This is a genomic window from Psychrobacter sp. AOP22-C1-C5 (assembly GCF_052378885.1).
Lineage (GTDB): Bacteria > Pseudomonadota > Gammaproteobacteria > Pseudomonadales > Moraxellaceae > Psychrobacter.
Genome location: NZ_JBQSYC010000011.1, coordinates 42770 through 56404, shown reverse-complemented (window position 1 = coordinate 56404; position 13635 = coordinate 42770). Strand labels below are relative to the sequence as shown.

Below are 13635 nucleotides of genomic sequence, written 5' to 3'. Positions count from 1 at the left end.
AGTGTCTCCCTTTTTTTATTTTATGATCAGATAATGGAGGTTTTGATTATCTGAGTCATCGGTATATCAATGTTAACTTTCACTGCCTGCCATTTTTTCAGTATCAACCGCATCGTCTATCGTTACTACAGTCTTTAATAAATCAATGGCTTCATCAATAGTATTACAAACCACCAAACGCTCAAGGTCTTCTTGCTTCATAAACCCTTGTTCAGTGGTATGCTTTAGATGCTCAATCATACGATCATAAAAACCATGGATATTAAGAATAATCATCGGCTTTTCATGTTGGTACAATTGACGCCATGTGGCGATTTCCATAATTTCTTCTAACGTTCCAAGACCGCCCGGCAACGTAATAAAGGCATCTGCATATTCCGCCATCACTGTTTTACGTGTATGCATGGTATCAGTTAAATGCAGACGGGTTAGCTGGGCATGAGCGATTTCGTGCTTGAGCATAAAGGTTGGAATCACGCCAACTGCTTGCGCACCGCCCTGAATCACCTCATCTGCGACTGCGCCCATCAGTCCAATGCTGGCACCGCCATAGACTAACCCTAAGCCATTGTTTGCCAGAGCAAGACCCAGCTCACGCGCTGCCTGCTCATATACCTCACTGTTACCCAAACGTGAACCACAATAAACGGCTACTAGCGGCATCGTCAATGTGGATTTATCGACCGCTTTTTCGATATTGGTAATGTCTTGACTGGTAATGACTTCATAGGTGTCATTGTTAATTTTCATTTGCATATAGCTTCCTTAATTTTTGTATCTGTTGCTTTTATTGAGACCGCTTTTATTAAGTACGTTCTTATCTGTAGAGGTTTATTAAAAGTTTTAAACACTCAAAAACAGACAACCGGTCGAATACTTATAAACCCTATTATCCAAAATAAACCTTATAAAACTTGAAAGTCATCATTGATTGTTTTGTTCATCAATATTTATCTTAACATAAGCAATGGCATTAGGTGATAGCAACGATTTGCCACTACGCAATTACTACATTTTTGGCGATGAACGTTAATAAATAATGTCGAATCAGCGTGCACCCTTTACTTCTAAGAACGATAAAAATCATTCAAGTAAAACTATTAAGGCACTACTATGGATAACCATCAAACCCAAGCTCTTGCAGAGCCGCATAGCGATATAACAAGTGCTACTATCAATCCTAATATGGCTATTGATACCTATTCATTAAGCATAATGACTGAGCGCAACCAGCTGCTAACCGCGACAGTATATCGTCCTAAATCGGCTGTAAAAACAGCTGTGATGATGGCACCAGCCACAGGCATCAAACGTCAGTTTTATCACAGTTTTGCGACTTATCTAGCTAAGCAAGGCTTTGGCGTACTAACCTTTGACAATGAGGGAATTGGCGATTCACTGTCGACCAATCTGACAAAATGTGACGCATCTCTCATCAGTTGGGGTCGTCACGACATGCCAGCCGTGCTTGATGCATTGCAAGATGAGTTTGTTGATGCTACTTATCATTTAATCGGACATAGCGCAGGGGGTCAGCTGATTGGGTTAATGCCAAATCACAAGATGATCGCTTCTGTATTTAATGTTGCTTGTTCATCAGGTCGTATCAAAAACATGAGCATGCCTTATAAACTCAAAGCGATGGGCTTTATGGATGCCTTTATTCCTGTTACCAATCTGACGCTTGGTTATACGCCATCAGATAAAATCGGTATGGGTGAGCCGTTACCGCGCGGGGTTGCTCGGCAATGGCGCGAATGGTGTAATGGCGCAGGCTATGTCAAAACCGCCTTTGGTAAAAGCATACATACGCATTTTTATGATGAAGTTGACATGCCTGCATTGTGGCTAGGTTTTAGCGATGACGACATTGCCAATAGCAAAAATATGGACGACATGATTCGGGTTTATACTCAAATGCCAATCGAAAAGCGGTTCTTAGACCCCAAAGATTTTGGGCTTAGTAGCATTGGACACATGCGTTACTTTAGTAGCAGAACTCATGCCAAAGCACCGGAACTATGGCAGATAGCGGTAGATTGGTTGAATAAGCAGCAATAAATAAGCTTATCTCAAACCTCCGACAAGCTTATTTATTGCTTTGTATTTTCTGCCGCTTCTTCTGCTTTGATACGTTTGGTCAATGCAGAATAAAGCGATGGTTGCATATTATGAATGTTGCCAAGCATCCATTTCACATAGTTGATTGGCACATCCTTAATAAGCTGCCCCTTGTGTTTACCAAACGGCATCTTACCAGCTGGATTGGCCTTGTTAGAGATGGCATGAGCGGCCACAAAGTCTGTTGGTGCAATCTCTAAGCGCTCACAGCACGCCTGATAAAGCAAATAACACATACGAGCATCGCCTAGCGCATCATGAGCGGCGATCGTCATTTTGCTCGCCTCCTCTTTACCGAGTAACTGCTCAATACACTTCGACTGTCCATAAAGACGCCATTCTGGAAAAGCCACACGCGCCAGCCTGACCGTACAAATCAATTTAGTAGACGGACTGCCAATCACTCGCCAGTCAAAGCGTACGTTATGACCTATCAAATAATCAGGCAGCTCAAATTCAGCCAAATCAAATCGCTCAAGTCCCGCAACATCCTCATCGGTAATACCATGTACTTTGATGACAATCGGCGATATAGAACGACCGCTGTTAAAGTATTTCATCCACTCAAAACCAGTAGCAACATTAATGGTCGCCACTTGAATAGGTCGTGGGTCATGTCCTTGATCGGTTTCGGTATCGATAACCAGCGCAGTACTAGCAGTATTAGTCATAAAGCATGAACCATCAATAGCAGTTGTCGTATTTTAAAGTAAGCCTGCTATTGATGGGGATAAACCTCCAATATAACAATGCGATACACACGTAAACCGACAAGACCCCTATACTGTTAGTTAAAACACATAAGCAAAATAAGAGGTATCGATGCCACCGGATGAGAATAATCAGCGACAAAACCCGTCACTTTTTGGACGGATACTAAGCGTACTGCTTAAAGCAGCTGTGCTACTAATGCTATTATTCGTGTTCGACAAGCTACTGCCAAGCCTCAGCCAACAAACGCAGTCATTTGTGACGGCAAAATGGCAACAACTGAGCCTAATGCAACAAGAACCACCCACAGAAAACAGCTTACCCAATCCACTGCCTGGACAAGGCTTGACCGATACGTGGGGCGCTGCGCGTAGCCAAGGCCGCTCACATGAAGGGATTGATATTTTTGCCGCACGAGGTACACCGATACAGACCACAACGCAAGGCATCGTCAGCAAAGTCGGCGAAAACAATTTAGGTGGTCGCGTGGTGGTGGTGGTTGGACCAGGGGGTGCAGGACATTACTATGCGCATTTAGAAGATTACGCTGACATCTCTCCTAATGACTGGGTGAATGCTGGCGACGTCATCGGTTATGTCGGTGACAGTGGCAACGCAAAAGGCACACCGCCCCATCTTCATTATGGGATTTATATTAATGGCAGCGCTGTTAACCCATATCCACTAATGCAAAAAACAAGTGATTGAGTACAGCCAGAGCAAAAGAATTAATATCAGCTCGTAGAAGCAGGTCGAATATAAGCTGCTGGGAACACCATACTGAATGTCGACCCCACCCCTTCTACCGACTCAATTTGCAAGGCAGCATCATGTTGATACAAGACGTGTTTCACAATGGCTAACCCCAATCCTGTACCACCTGTCGCTCGGCTGCGACCTTTATCGATACGATAAAAGCGTTCAGTCAAACGCGCAATATGCTGCGGTGCAATGCCGATACCATTGTCTTCTACAGCAAATCGGCAACCCTCTGAGGTTTTTGTCCAGCTAATAGCGATATTGCCGCCCTTTGGTGTGTACTTAATCGCATTAATCACGAGATTGGATAAGGCACTGTTCAGGTACATCTCTGAGCCATATAACCCATCGTACGTGTCTATTTGCAAGTGAATAATATGTCCGTACTCTTGGTTATACGCCTGCGCATCATCATAGACGTTGGTCAGTAGTCTGGTCATGTCAATATAGTTAAGCTCGTGCGTCTCTTCGATTTCAATTCGAGACAACAACAATAAGTCATTAACGATTCTATTCATGCGAGCAGTCTGCTGAGTCATTAGCTCAAAACCACGGCGCCAATGGGGCGGCATATCAGGTTGATCTGAGAAGTTTTCTAGATAACCCATCATGACTGTCAATGGTGTGCGCAATTCATGCGAGACATTGGCCACAAAGTCGCGACGCATCTCTTCTAAATGCTGCAAACGCGTCACGTCATAAATAATCAGCAACTTCTCATCACCAAAAGGTGTGAGCTCACATTTTAGATATCGTTTAGGGTCTTGCCACGATTCTATATGCACGCCATCATCGTGTGTTGTGGTTGCCTGATAATACTGGCGAAATTCAGGTACCCTGATGAAATCAAAAATACTCTTGCCCTCATCACCCGACTGCAATAACAATAAGTCTTGAGCGGCTTGATTCCACCACTCCAAATTGTCATCTTCATTGAGCAAAATCACTGCATCTCTTAAGGCTCGTAGAGCACTTCTGATTTTTGTCAGCTGATTTGAAGCATGGTCGTGAGAGACTGGTTCTGACTGACTCTGTAGATCACTCTTTATTGTCATTATTTTGCTCATTCATCATCCTTACCACCATTCGCTGTTTTATTAAGTTGCGACTGCGGTGAGACTGCTTATAGTAAGTTATATGGGTGTAATAAGATTAGAAAATCGATAGCCTGTACCGCGAACGGTTTGTATCAAGGTATCACAATCATAGGGCCGTAGTAATGTACGCAAGCGCTTGATATGTACATCAATGGTTCTGTCTTCAATATAGACGTTGCCGCCCCATACCTGATCTAGCAGTTGTGTGCGCGTATAGGCGCGCTCTGGATGACTCATAAAAAATGCCAGCAACCGATATTCGGTAGGACCAACATCCACGACTTGACCAGCCGCTGTCACGCGTTGACTTCTTGGATCTAAGCTAAGCTTTCCTATTTCGATAGATTTGTCACTACTGAGCGCATTACTACGGCGCAACACCGCTTTGATTCTTGATATCAATTCACGCGTAGAAAACGGCTTGGTCATATAGTCATCGGCACCCGCATCAAGGCCATGTACCTTGCTGTCTTCTTCGCTTTTGGCGGTCAGCATAATGACGGGTATCTCAGAGAGTAGATCGTCGTTCTTTAGCATGCGACAAAAATCCACCCCGCTTTTATCGCCCGGCAACATCCAATCCAATAAAATGAGCGCTGGTCTATGATCCACTACTTGTTGATGCGCCTCTGACACGTCTGCTGCTTGCAGACTATCAAACCCAGCCATCTCTAGTGTCATGACAACCATTTCACGAATTGCAGGTTCATCTTCAACAATCAAAATTTGCTCATTATACATACAGCATTCTCAGTGTTAGAGTACAAAATTTGGCATGTAAAAAAGGCGATAGACATTCGCCGTCTTCTGGCTATTAAACGAATTAATTGTGACAACTTGATGACATTCATTTTTTATGTGTCATATATGTCATATAGCTTAACGCACTTCTAATAAAAAGTTTAGTGGTCCGTCATTGATACTCTCAACTTGCATATCCGCCCCAAACTGACCAGTAGCAACGGTAGGGTGTTGTGTTTTAGCATAATCAACCAATTGGGCGAATAGAGCCTGCGCGGCCTCAGGTGCCATCGCGCACCCAAAATCAGGACGACGTCCTTTGTCTGTTTTTGCCATCAAGGTAAACTGCGATACCAGCAATAACCCGCCACCCACTTGCTGAACATTTTTATCAAGTTTACCGCTCTTAGCAGGGTCATCTTCGTTTTCAAAAATACGATACGTTAGAATTTTGTCAATCATTCGCTGCGCGGTTTGTAGGTCATCCTCATGCCCCAAACCAATATAAGCCAGCAGTCCTTGCTCAATGGCACCGATACAGTACTCATCGACTTCGACACTAGCACGGCGTACTCGTTGTATAAGTGCTTTCATTTACAGACTCCTTATAGATTATGGTCATACAATCATACGCTGTCCATGGTAAAATACTGCCATTCATTTGCCTATGACTTATTACATCAAACCTTATCTTGGTAGCCTTATTATGAATTTATTCACAACCTTACAACAGCTTGTCCCGCAGCAGCAGCTGAGTAAAGTCGCTGGGCGTTTGGCCGCCAGTCGTCACCCGTATGTTAAACGCACGTTCATTCGCAGCTTTGCCAAAGCGTACAACGTCAGCTTGGATGAGTATGAGCGCCAAAGCCTTAATGCATATGAAAGCTTCAATGACTTTTTTACGCGTGAGCTTAAAGAAGACGCTCGTCCCATCGATGCCACAGTTGACGGCATCGTCAGTCCTGCGGATGGTATCATCTCTCAGCTAGGGCAGATTGACGACCATAAATTATTCCAAGCAAAAGGTCGCTATTATGATGTTGGACAACTGCTTGCCGATAGTGAAGATGGTCGTTATTTTGCCGACGGCAGTTTTGCGACCGTTTATCTCGCGCCAAGTAACTATCACCGTGTCCACATGCCGTTCGCTGGTACGTTGACCAAGACTCGTTATGTGCCTGGTACGTTGTTTTCTGTCAATACTGTCACGGCTGCTAACGTGCCTGACTTATTCGCACGTAATGAGCGTCTGGTGTGTATGTTTGATACCAAATACGGCAAAGCAGCAGTAGTGATGGTTGGTGCGATGATTGTCGCGGGTATCGAGACAGTAGCGACGGGCAAAATTAACCGTACTGATGACATACAAGAAGCAGACCATGACATGCGCTTTGAAAAAGGCGATGAACTTGGACGTTTTTATTTGGGATCAACGGCTATCGTCGTGCTACCAAAAGCGGCGAAAGCAGACTGGCAAGACAGCATGAAAGCCAACAGTGTGGTAAAAATGGGCGAGCTATTAGGCGTCACTACTGCCCCGTAAACTTGCGCTATCCTAACGAATAAAAAAGCCCAATGAGACGTAGATGATGACGTGTCGTTGGGCTTTTTATTTACTATTGATTTGCAGAAGAAGGACGGGGCGATATAGTCGATTCACCTTAAAAAGAGTACGGTTCCACTGGTGTAAATTTTGCGAAGCATCTGTCACGCTTGCGAACCGCCAGCGAGGAAAATTTATACCAGTAGAACATGACGACTGTATGTACCACTTTTATTTTGGATTGACTATAATAAGCACGGCTAGATTACGGACAGCAATTAATAACGAAAATGGCCCTTTATAGGATAAGCAAACAAAATATTTTCTTCTTGTGTGCCCTGTCCGATATTATGAATAATCAGCGGCGTCCCATCAGCTGCTACCTTGTCTGAGACAATACCTATGTGAGGTAAGTTACTCTTTGGCAAACGCCATGACACGATATCGCCTGTTTGAAAGCTGGCTTTATCAGTAATCGATAACGTCTGTCCATTCCTTGCAAAAAATACTTCGAGATTGGGTACACGGCGGTGGTCGATATTTTTATCGGTTGACTTGAGTCCCCAATTTTTTGGATAAGCAGACCAATTGGATTTCATGTCGTGATTAACCAGCTGCTGTAGATCCATATTTTGCAAACGATAGGCGCGAATAACGACATCGGTACAGACGCCCGTTTCTATGGGTACATCGCCGCGCGGAAATTCGAGTTTACGATAAGCTGGATCATAACTTGTGGTAACACCGATCTGTTTTTTGGCATCCTGCGCCAATTTATCGCCACTACTGAGGGGCGAACCCGCTTGAGCCAATTGCGCAAAGCCCAGCACACCTATAAAAACCAGCGACTTGTATAATGTTCTATAAGTTACAGGTACTATCATGTATCACTCTCTTTTTTGTTAAACGAACCATTACTATTTTAGCTCAGACGTTTTAAGTATAAATTATAAAATAGGTAGACGATAACGCTGACCTTTTATAAATCTACTAGCCACCCTTGCTCAGTTGCATATTCAATATTTTTCGTTAGCCAATCATGGATGGTAGGGAAACTGTCTTTAATAAATGCCAATGCACCTGCGACTTGTGAGCGCGTTACCTCAGACTCAATCCATGTTTTACCATCAGTATTAAGATTGAGCAAAAACGGCAACAAACGATCAACCACTCTAAGCAGTTCAGCCTCTTTGCTACTACCCGTTTCTTGCTCCTCCCAAATCTCATTCAAAGTTGTGATGCCATTGCCCCGCTCTGCTTGTAGTCGAGCGATACCTGCCCGCTCTTCAAGGTGCGCTGAACTACGACTGCTTGCGAATAAAAACGTATCTCCCGCGTCAATCTCACCCAAGTCATGAACCATCGCCATCTTGAGTAATTTTTCATGATTAACATCCAACTCAAACAGCTCAGCGATAGACCAACATGCCATCGCCAAATGCCAAGAATGCTCAGCAGAATTTTCTCGGCGCGTGGTACTGGTGACATAACTGCGGCGATTGACACGTTTGAGCGCATCGAGTTCTAATAAAAAATGGATGACATTATCGATATCAATATTTGAGGCAATTGCTGGATTGGTCAGCGATTTATACGTGTTTGTAGACATATTTTTCTCTGATTAAAAATAAGACAGCGCTTGTATTATCAAGCGCTGTCTCTATGAAGATGATTTTAAATGGCCAATACATCAATGCAGGGTTAATGCCAAAATTGCGCAATTAACTCCCTGACGCTTTATTCGATCAGTCAGCTACTTAATCAAATTGCTAATGGTTTTAAACGCAGGATCTTGGCTACTGCGGCACAGCTCGAACAAAATAGACTCAACGGTGCTAATCACTCCACCTGCACGGCGAATACGGCGAATCGCTTGCTTTTTATCATAAGGATAGCGTGAGCCGACCGCATCGCCGATGATGACAGGTTGCATGCCATTATCGAGTAAATCCAGTGCCGTTTGCATCACGCAGACGTGTACCTCAACGCCGAACAATAAAACCACGCTACGATTCTGCTGCGCCAAATAATGCCACGCTTCGTCATTATCACAAGCACTAAAAGTGACCTTTTCAAAACTTTTTGCGTTATCGCCCTCTAACACATCACGTATTTCGGGCAATGTATCGCCAAGACCTTTTTTATATTGCTCATTGAGCATGATAGGCACATTCAGTGCTTGCAAACCTTTGATTAAGGTAACGGTTTTTTTTAATATGTTTTCGTGGTCATAAATATGCGGTGTTAAACGCTCTTGGACATCAATCACCATTGCTTGGGTGTTTTCGCGAGCAATCCGGTAAGTACGATCGGTAATCATAGTAGACATAGCACACTCCTTGTACGACTGACATTTATCATTAAAAGCTATTATAGTTTTATCATGGATACTGTCATTACTAGACTGACTCTTATTTAGTCATAGTTTGGTTGATGCGTCAATGGAGATAATTTTGCGTTAGACCTTGAATCCAATTTTCCAGTACTGCCTTGATATGAATTTTTGATTGAAAATAGCTGGCCACTATAAATTCTGGCGTCTAGCATTACGTAATAAAGACTGTTTTTGAGTCATAACCATGACCATACCGAAAACAACACCAAAACATAAGGTTAAAAGATAATACGCCAGGTAACTGAGCGTGTTGATGAAAGCAACAAACATACTGGATAAGAATATGATCATTATGACAGCCACAATAGCACCATATATTTCTCTATATTTTTTATTAAAGATCTTATACGTAATCAACATCATCGCTATACCAAACAAGCCAAATATGGCGCCCCAAGCCCCCGCCAAGTCCATATCATAATAGAAAACACCTAAAGCATTAGAAAAGATCCCACATATAAAAAAGGCAATCGTAAAACGTATAGGACCCAAGACATTTTCCAAAATAGAACCTACCGCAAATAGCATGCCTCGACTCATTGCTAAATACATAATCCCTGCGTGTACAAAAAGTGATGTAACTACACGCCAATATTTACCCGCCTGCAATGCATCCGTCGTCAACCCATCCACCTTACCTATCTGTCTGGATAAAGGATTTATGATATCCATACCCATGAATATGTTTAATACAAATGCACCTATACAAGTCAGCATCAATACTAACGTTGCAGGTTGTTTTTTATTACTTCTAAAAAGAGCTGCTAGACTTTTCGATAGATCACTCACTGGCGCTCGTTTTTTTACATGCTTTTGTTTTTTGATAGGTATACGTTTTCGCGTGTCCTTCTTTTCCTCATCATCAATATCTGCTGCAAGAATAAGCAACAAGCACACCCCTATACCAATAATAAATGAACCAAGCCCCCAAAGGAAATCACGATCTAAGCTGTTAGCAATCACTCCTGTTTCAGGATTTAATATCAAAGGTGGCAAATTAGACTGCCTATTAGCCGTAGAAATCGTGTGTAAGTAAGCACTTTTGTTATTTGATGATCTAAGTTTATTAAAGTATCTGATATCAGCGAAGTCTTCGGCTTCGTACTGATGGCGCGAGTCATTGATAAACGCTGCGTATTGACTGTCTTTAATACTTTGGTCTTCCCGATTATCGTAGCTGGTATGGTATGAAGAACCTAGCCAAATATTCTCAGCGGCTATAAACGGTGTGGCAATGTAATGATCAATATGCAATGTTGAGTCAAAATACCGTCCACTGATTACTTGTGTTTCTACATAAGAAACCTGCTCTGATTTTAGTGTTTCAAAATCATTTACTCTGAAATACTTTTGCTTTGGATAATGACGAATGTCATTCAGGTTGTTGACTTCAATAACCTCGTAAGCAGATTTAGACAAATAGTTTTGGCTGAGAACAAGCGGTACCACTAATGCTAAAACCATCGTTATAAAAAAGTAGCCTGAACTACTACGCTTAACCCACTTCAAGGTCAAAAGCTCGTACCTCGGCCACATCCAAATACTAACGACCAAGACGGATAAAACACAAGGAATGCCAAAATTCCAGTAGCCTTCGTTTAAGGGTAGAACGTCTAAATAAATATCAAATACCCAGCGGAAAGCATTGAAAAGCAGAATGGTTAGGATACTTAAACCCAAATAAGGCAAAAATATCTGCTTTAGTTTTAATTTAATCGATCCTTTAGTGTGTTGGGTTTTCTGCTCCTTATACCTAGTAATTTTACGCCTATCCTGTTTGCCTACTCTATTTCTGCTTCTGTTTTTATTCTTATACTGGCTTCGCTTATTCTTATCTTGCATGCACCTTCACCACCACTCTAACGCACCTTAAACTGTTGAAATGCTTTTTTATCAATCTTTGCTTTTAAGATTAATAGTAAGCAAATAAACATGCCAATGATAAAAAACCTAAAGAATTTTGCTAACTCTTTATCTGCTTTTTCCTTAAGTGTACCCAACTGAGATATAAGTATTATTGGGTCATTAATATATTGCTGACCTGACAATCTGATAGCTTCTAAATAACCATGCTTAGTATCTGAGTTTTGCAATTTTTCAAAATAATCAGCAGTAGATATCTCTTTATTTGCATATTGTTGTCTAGAGATCTTTATAAAGCCTTCTATATGTTGGATCTTGTCTTTTTCGACGAGATTATTATCAATAGTCTTAGTAAAAACCTGTCCCCACCAGATATCTTTATCTCCATAAAAAGGAGTAGTGAAATATAGGTATATTTTTAACTCGTGTCTAGATTTCCCCATCTCTCTAGCACTGATGTGAGAAACAACAACTTGCCTTTCAACGCTTTTGTTATCTACTTGAAAATACTTTTGTTTTGGATGCAATTTAATATCGCTTATGTTACTTATACCAACAGTGTCATATATTGCTTTGTACAAGTAAGATTGGCTGATTGATATAGACGGAAATAAAGCAAGTATCATCACCAAATAAAATATATTAGCGCTATTATCGGCAAATAATTCAAATCGTAGAAATTGAATCCTTGATCGCATTATGACAAGTACCAAAATAATACTAATAATTGTTGGAATAACTAAATTCCAGACCGTATCTTTTAAAGGCCATATACCTAGATATATGTCCAGTATCAATCTTACTATGTTGTAGAATAAAATAGCGCCAATACTAAAACCTAAAAAAGGAAGAAAGACATAGCGCAGTTTTAACTGAACCTCCTCTAAACCTAAGCTCCTTTTATCTAAAGGTGTATGATGTGGCATCTGAGCTCTACCTTTATTTCTATGATTTTAAACAAAAAAAACGCCCCTAACGTTAAGTTAGAGACGCTTATCTTACAATATACTAAGATAAATTAATAAACAAATATCAGCTTTTTAAAATTTTTAAAAATTAAACACGCTCAATCACAGTTGCAATACCTTGACCAAGACCGATACACATTGTCGCTAGACCAATTTCTGTATCTGATTGCTCCATAGCGTTTAGCAAGGTCACGGTGATACGAGCACCTGAACATCCGAGTGGATGACCTAGTGCAATCGCGCCGCCGTTAATATTGACGATGTCTTGCTTATCCGTCAGGTTCAATGCTTTTAATACTGACAAGCCTTGCGCTGCAAATGCTTCGTTTAGCTCGATGGTTTGCATATCATCGATGCTCATACCAGCACGTTTTAGGGCTTTTTGCGTAGCAGGTACTGGGCCGTAACCCATGATAGCCGCATCACAGCCAGCGATTGCCATGCTACGAATACGAGCACGTGGCTTTAAGCCTAAGTCTTTGGCTTTTTGTGCGCTCATGACTAGCATTGCAGCCGCACCATCAGATAGTGCAGAGGAAGTTGCCGCAGTTACCGTACCACCTTTTGGATCGAACGCTGGACGTAGCTTTTGCATTTGCTCCATCGTGGCATCTGGGCGAATCACTTCATCTACCGTACACAGTTGCAAGCGACCACTTGCATCATGACCTTCGATGCCGATGATTTCGTTGTCAAAACGACCTTCAGTGGTCGCAGCCCATGCACGGCGATGCGATTCAAGACCAAAGGCATCTTGCTCTTCGCGCGTGATGTTGTTCATACGGCCCAGCATTTCAGCGGTCAAGCCCATCATGTTTGAGGCTTTTGCATAGTGCTTTGATGCAGCAGGGTTGAGATCAACGCCATGCATCATGCCCACATGACCCATGTGCTCAACACCGCCAATGATAAAAACGTCACCTTGGTTGGTCATGATTTGAGCCGCAGCGGTATGTAGCGCTTGCATAGAAGAGCCGCACAGACGGTTGACCGTTTGACCGCCCGCTGTTTTTGGGATACCAGCTAGCAAACCGATGTTACGACCGATGTTGAGGCCTTGCTCTAGCGTCTGATTCACACAGCCCCAGATGATGTCTTCAACGTCACGAGGGTCAAAGTCATTACGCTCAACCAACGCACGTACCAATTCAGCAGACAGGCTATCAGCGCGGACATGGCGGAACATACCGTTCTTCGTTTTACCCATTGCTGAGCGTACGCCATCTACGATGACCACGTCTTTTGGACTTAAAGTTGTCATACTATCTTCCTTTTCAATTTTTATTGTCAGTGTAGCCAGCTCAGCTCATGCCATCATAAATCTTGCTTAACGGATGACACATCCACGCTCGATTTTCTTGTACTAGCACTAAACTGAACCAACTATAACCGCACGTTTGCCTCTGAATACTATCGATATATCAATGGCTGTCTTGC

At 42.4% G+C, this 13635-nt stretch carries 14 protein-coding genes; 3 read left to right on the top strand and 11 right to left on the bottom strand.

Annotated features, from left to right (window positions below; genetic code table 11):
* Window positions 1–72: 72 nt before the first annotated feature.
* The gene (locus tag ACT3TH_RS12220) at window positions 73–756 is read right to left on the bottom strand and encodes an LOG family protein (RefSeq protein ID WP_444756108.1); all 684 of its coding nucleotides are present in this window, start codon (window positions 754–756) and stop codon (window positions 73–75) included.
* 429 nt (window positions 757–1185) lie between these two features.
* On the opposite strand from ACT3TH_RS12220, the gene ACT3TH_RS12215 reads away from it, so the two are divergent.
* Window positions 1186–2061, top strand: coding sequence for an alpha/beta hydrolase family protein (locus tag ACT3TH_RS12215; protein ID WP_444756132.1), 876 nt, complete (start codon window positions 1186–1188; stop codon window positions 2059–2061).
* A gap of 32 nt (window positions 2062–2093) precedes the next feature.
* On the opposite strand, the gene ACT3TH_RS12210 is transcribed toward ACT3TH_RS12215, so the two are convergent.
* Window positions 2094–2792, bottom strand: a complete 699-nt coding sequence (locus tag ACT3TH_RS12210; protein WP_444756107.1) for a putative quorum-sensing-regulated virulence factor — start codon at window positions 2790–2792, stop codon at window positions 2094–2096.
* A 151-nt stretch (window positions 2793–2943) separates the two neighbouring features.
* On the opposite strand from ACT3TH_RS12210, the gene ACT3TH_RS12205 reads away from it, so the two are divergent.
* On the top strand, window positions 2944–3540 hold the full coding sequence (locus ACT3TH_RS12205) for a M23 family metallopeptidase (protein WP_444756106.1): 597 nt from the start codon (window positions 2944–2946) through the stop codon (window positions 3538–3540).
* A gap of 26 nt (window positions 3541–3566) precedes the next feature.
* Here ACT3TH_RS12205 and phoR read toward each other — a convergent pair whose 3' ends face one another.
* From phoR to dtd, 3 genes are all read right to left on the bottom strand, one after another.
* Complete coding sequence (gene phoR / locus ACT3TH_RS12200; RefSeq protein WP_444756105.1) at window positions 3567–4658, bottom strand: phosphate regulon sensor histidine kinase PhoR; 1092 nt, start codon at window positions 4656–4658, stop codon at window positions 3567–3569.
* A gap of 66 nt (window positions 4659–4724) precedes the next feature.
* Window positions 4725–5429, bottom strand: a complete 705-nt coding sequence (gene phoB, locus ACT3TH_RS12195; RefSeq protein ID WP_444756104.1) for a phosphate regulon transcriptional regulator PhoB — start codon at window positions 5427–5429, stop codon at window positions 4725–4727.
* Window positions 5430–5567: 138 nt separating this feature from the next.
* Window positions 5568–6023 carry a D-aminoacyl-tRNA deacylase gene (gene dtd / locus ACT3TH_RS12190; RefSeq protein ID WP_444756103.1) on the bottom strand — a complete coding sequence of 152 codons (456 nt, stop codon included), beginning with the start codon at window positions 6021–6023 and terminating at the stop codon, window positions 5568–5570.
* A 112-nt stretch (window positions 6024–6135) separates the two neighbouring features.
* Between dtd and asd the strand changes: the two genes are divergently transcribed.
* Window positions 6136–6972: an archaetidylserine decarboxylase gene (gene asd, locus ACT3TH_RS12185; protein ID WP_444756102.1), complete on the top strand. Its 837-nt coding sequence runs from the start codon at window positions 6136–6138 to the stop codon at window positions 6970–6972.
* Between the two features lie 278 nt (window positions 6973–7250).
* Here the strand turns inward: asd and ACT3TH_RS12180 are convergent, their stop codons facing one another.
* From ACT3TH_RS12180 to fadA, 6 genes are all read right to left on the bottom strand, one after another.
* The gene (locus tag ACT3TH_RS12180; RefSeq protein ID WP_444756101.1) at window positions 7251–7856 is read right to left on the bottom strand and encodes a DUF1287 domain-containing protein; all 606 of its coding nucleotides are present in this window, start codon (window positions 7854–7856) and stop codon (window positions 7251–7253) included.
* Between the two features lie 95 nt (window positions 7857–7951).
* Complete coding sequence (locus ACT3TH_RS12175; protein ID WP_444756100.1) at window positions 7952–8581, bottom strand: HD domain-containing protein; 630 nt, start codon at window positions 8579–8581, stop codon at window positions 7952–7954.
* Between the two features lie 144 nt (window positions 8582–8725).
* On the bottom strand, window positions 8726–9301 hold the full coding sequence (locus tag ACT3TH_RS12170) for an isochorismatase family protein (protein ID WP_444756099.1): 576 nt from the start codon (window positions 9299–9301) through the stop codon (window positions 8726–8728).
* Window positions 9302–9496: 195 nt separating this feature from the next.
* Window positions 9497–11209 (bottom strand): rhomboid family intramembrane serine protease, encoded by a 1713-nt coding sequence (locus ACT3TH_RS12165; protein ID WP_444756098.1) that lies wholly within the window; start codon window positions 11207–11209, stop codon window positions 9497–9499.
* A gap of 17 nt (window positions 11210–11226) precedes the next feature.
* A complete protein-coding gene (locus tag ACT3TH_RS12160) occupies window positions 11227–12156 on the bottom strand; it encodes a hypothetical protein (RefSeq protein ID WP_444756097.1) in 930 nt (309 codons plus the stop codon).
* 130 nt (window positions 12157–12286) lie between these two features.
* Window positions 12287–13459, bottom strand: coding sequence for an acetyl-CoA C-acyltransferase FadA (gene fadA / locus ACT3TH_RS12155; protein ID WP_444756096.1), 1173 nt, complete (start codon window positions 13457–13459; stop codon window positions 12287–12289).
* Between the last annotated feature and the right edge of the window lie 176 nt (window positions 13460–13635).

What these genes read in the sequence shown, in the direction of transcription:
- ACT3TH_RS12220 (WP_444756108.1), bottom strand. Translation starts at nt 756, where the DNA reads ATGCAAATGAAAATTAACAATGACACCTATGAAGTCATTACCAGTCAA.
- ACT3TH_RS12215 (WP_444756132.1), top strand. Translation starts at nt 1,186, where the DNA reads ATGGCTATTGATACCTATTCATTAAGCATAATGACTGAGCGCAACCAG.
- ACT3TH_RS12210 (WP_444756107.1), bottom strand. Translation starts at nt 2,792, where the DNA reads ATGACTAATACTGCTAGTACTGCGCTGGTTATCGATACCGAAACCGAT.
- ACT3TH_RS12205 (WP_444756106.1), top strand. Translation starts at nt 2,944, where the DNA reads ATGCCACCGGATGAGAATAATCAGCGACAAAACCCGTCACTTTTTGGA.
- phoR (WP_444756105.1), bottom strand. Translation starts at nt 4,658, where the DNA reads ATGAGCAAAATAATGACAATAAAGAGTGATCTACAGAGTCAGTCAGAA.
- phoB (WP_444756104.1), bottom strand. Translation starts at nt 5,429, where the DNA reads ATGTATAATGAGCAAATTTTGATTGTTGAAGATGAACCTGCAATTCGT.
- dtd (WP_444756103.1), bottom strand. Translation starts at nt 6,023, where the DNA reads ATGAAAGCACTTATACAACGAGTACGCCGTGCTAGTGTCGAAGTCGAT.
- asd (WP_444756102.1), top strand. Translation starts at nt 6,136, where the DNA reads ATGAATTTATTCACAACCTTACAACAGCTTGTCCCGCAGCAGCAGCTG.
- ACT3TH_RS12180 (WP_444756101.1), bottom strand. Translation starts at nt 7,856, where the DNA reads ATGATAGTACCTGTAACTTATAGAACATTATACAAGTCGCTGGTTTTT.
- ACT3TH_RS12175 (WP_444756100.1), bottom strand. Translation starts at nt 8,581, where the DNA reads ATGTCTACAAACACGTATAAATCGCTGACCAATCCAGCAATTGCCTCA.
- ACT3TH_RS12170 (WP_444756099.1), bottom strand. Translation starts at nt 9,301, where the DNA reads ATGTCTACTATGATTACCGATCGTACTTACCGGATTGCTCGCGAAAAC.
- ACT3TH_RS12165 (WP_444756098.1), bottom strand. Translation starts at nt 11,209, where the DNA reads ATGCAAGATAAGAATAAGCGAAGCCAGTATAAGAATAAAAACAGAAGC.
- ACT3TH_RS12160 (WP_444756097.1), bottom strand. Translation starts at nt 12,156, where the DNA reads ATGCCACATCATACACCTTTAGATAAAAGGAGCTTAGGTTTAGAGGAG.
- fadA (WP_444756096.1), bottom strand. Translation starts at nt 13,459, where the DNA reads ATGACAACTTTAAGTCCAAAAGACGTGGTCATCGTAGATGGCGTACGC.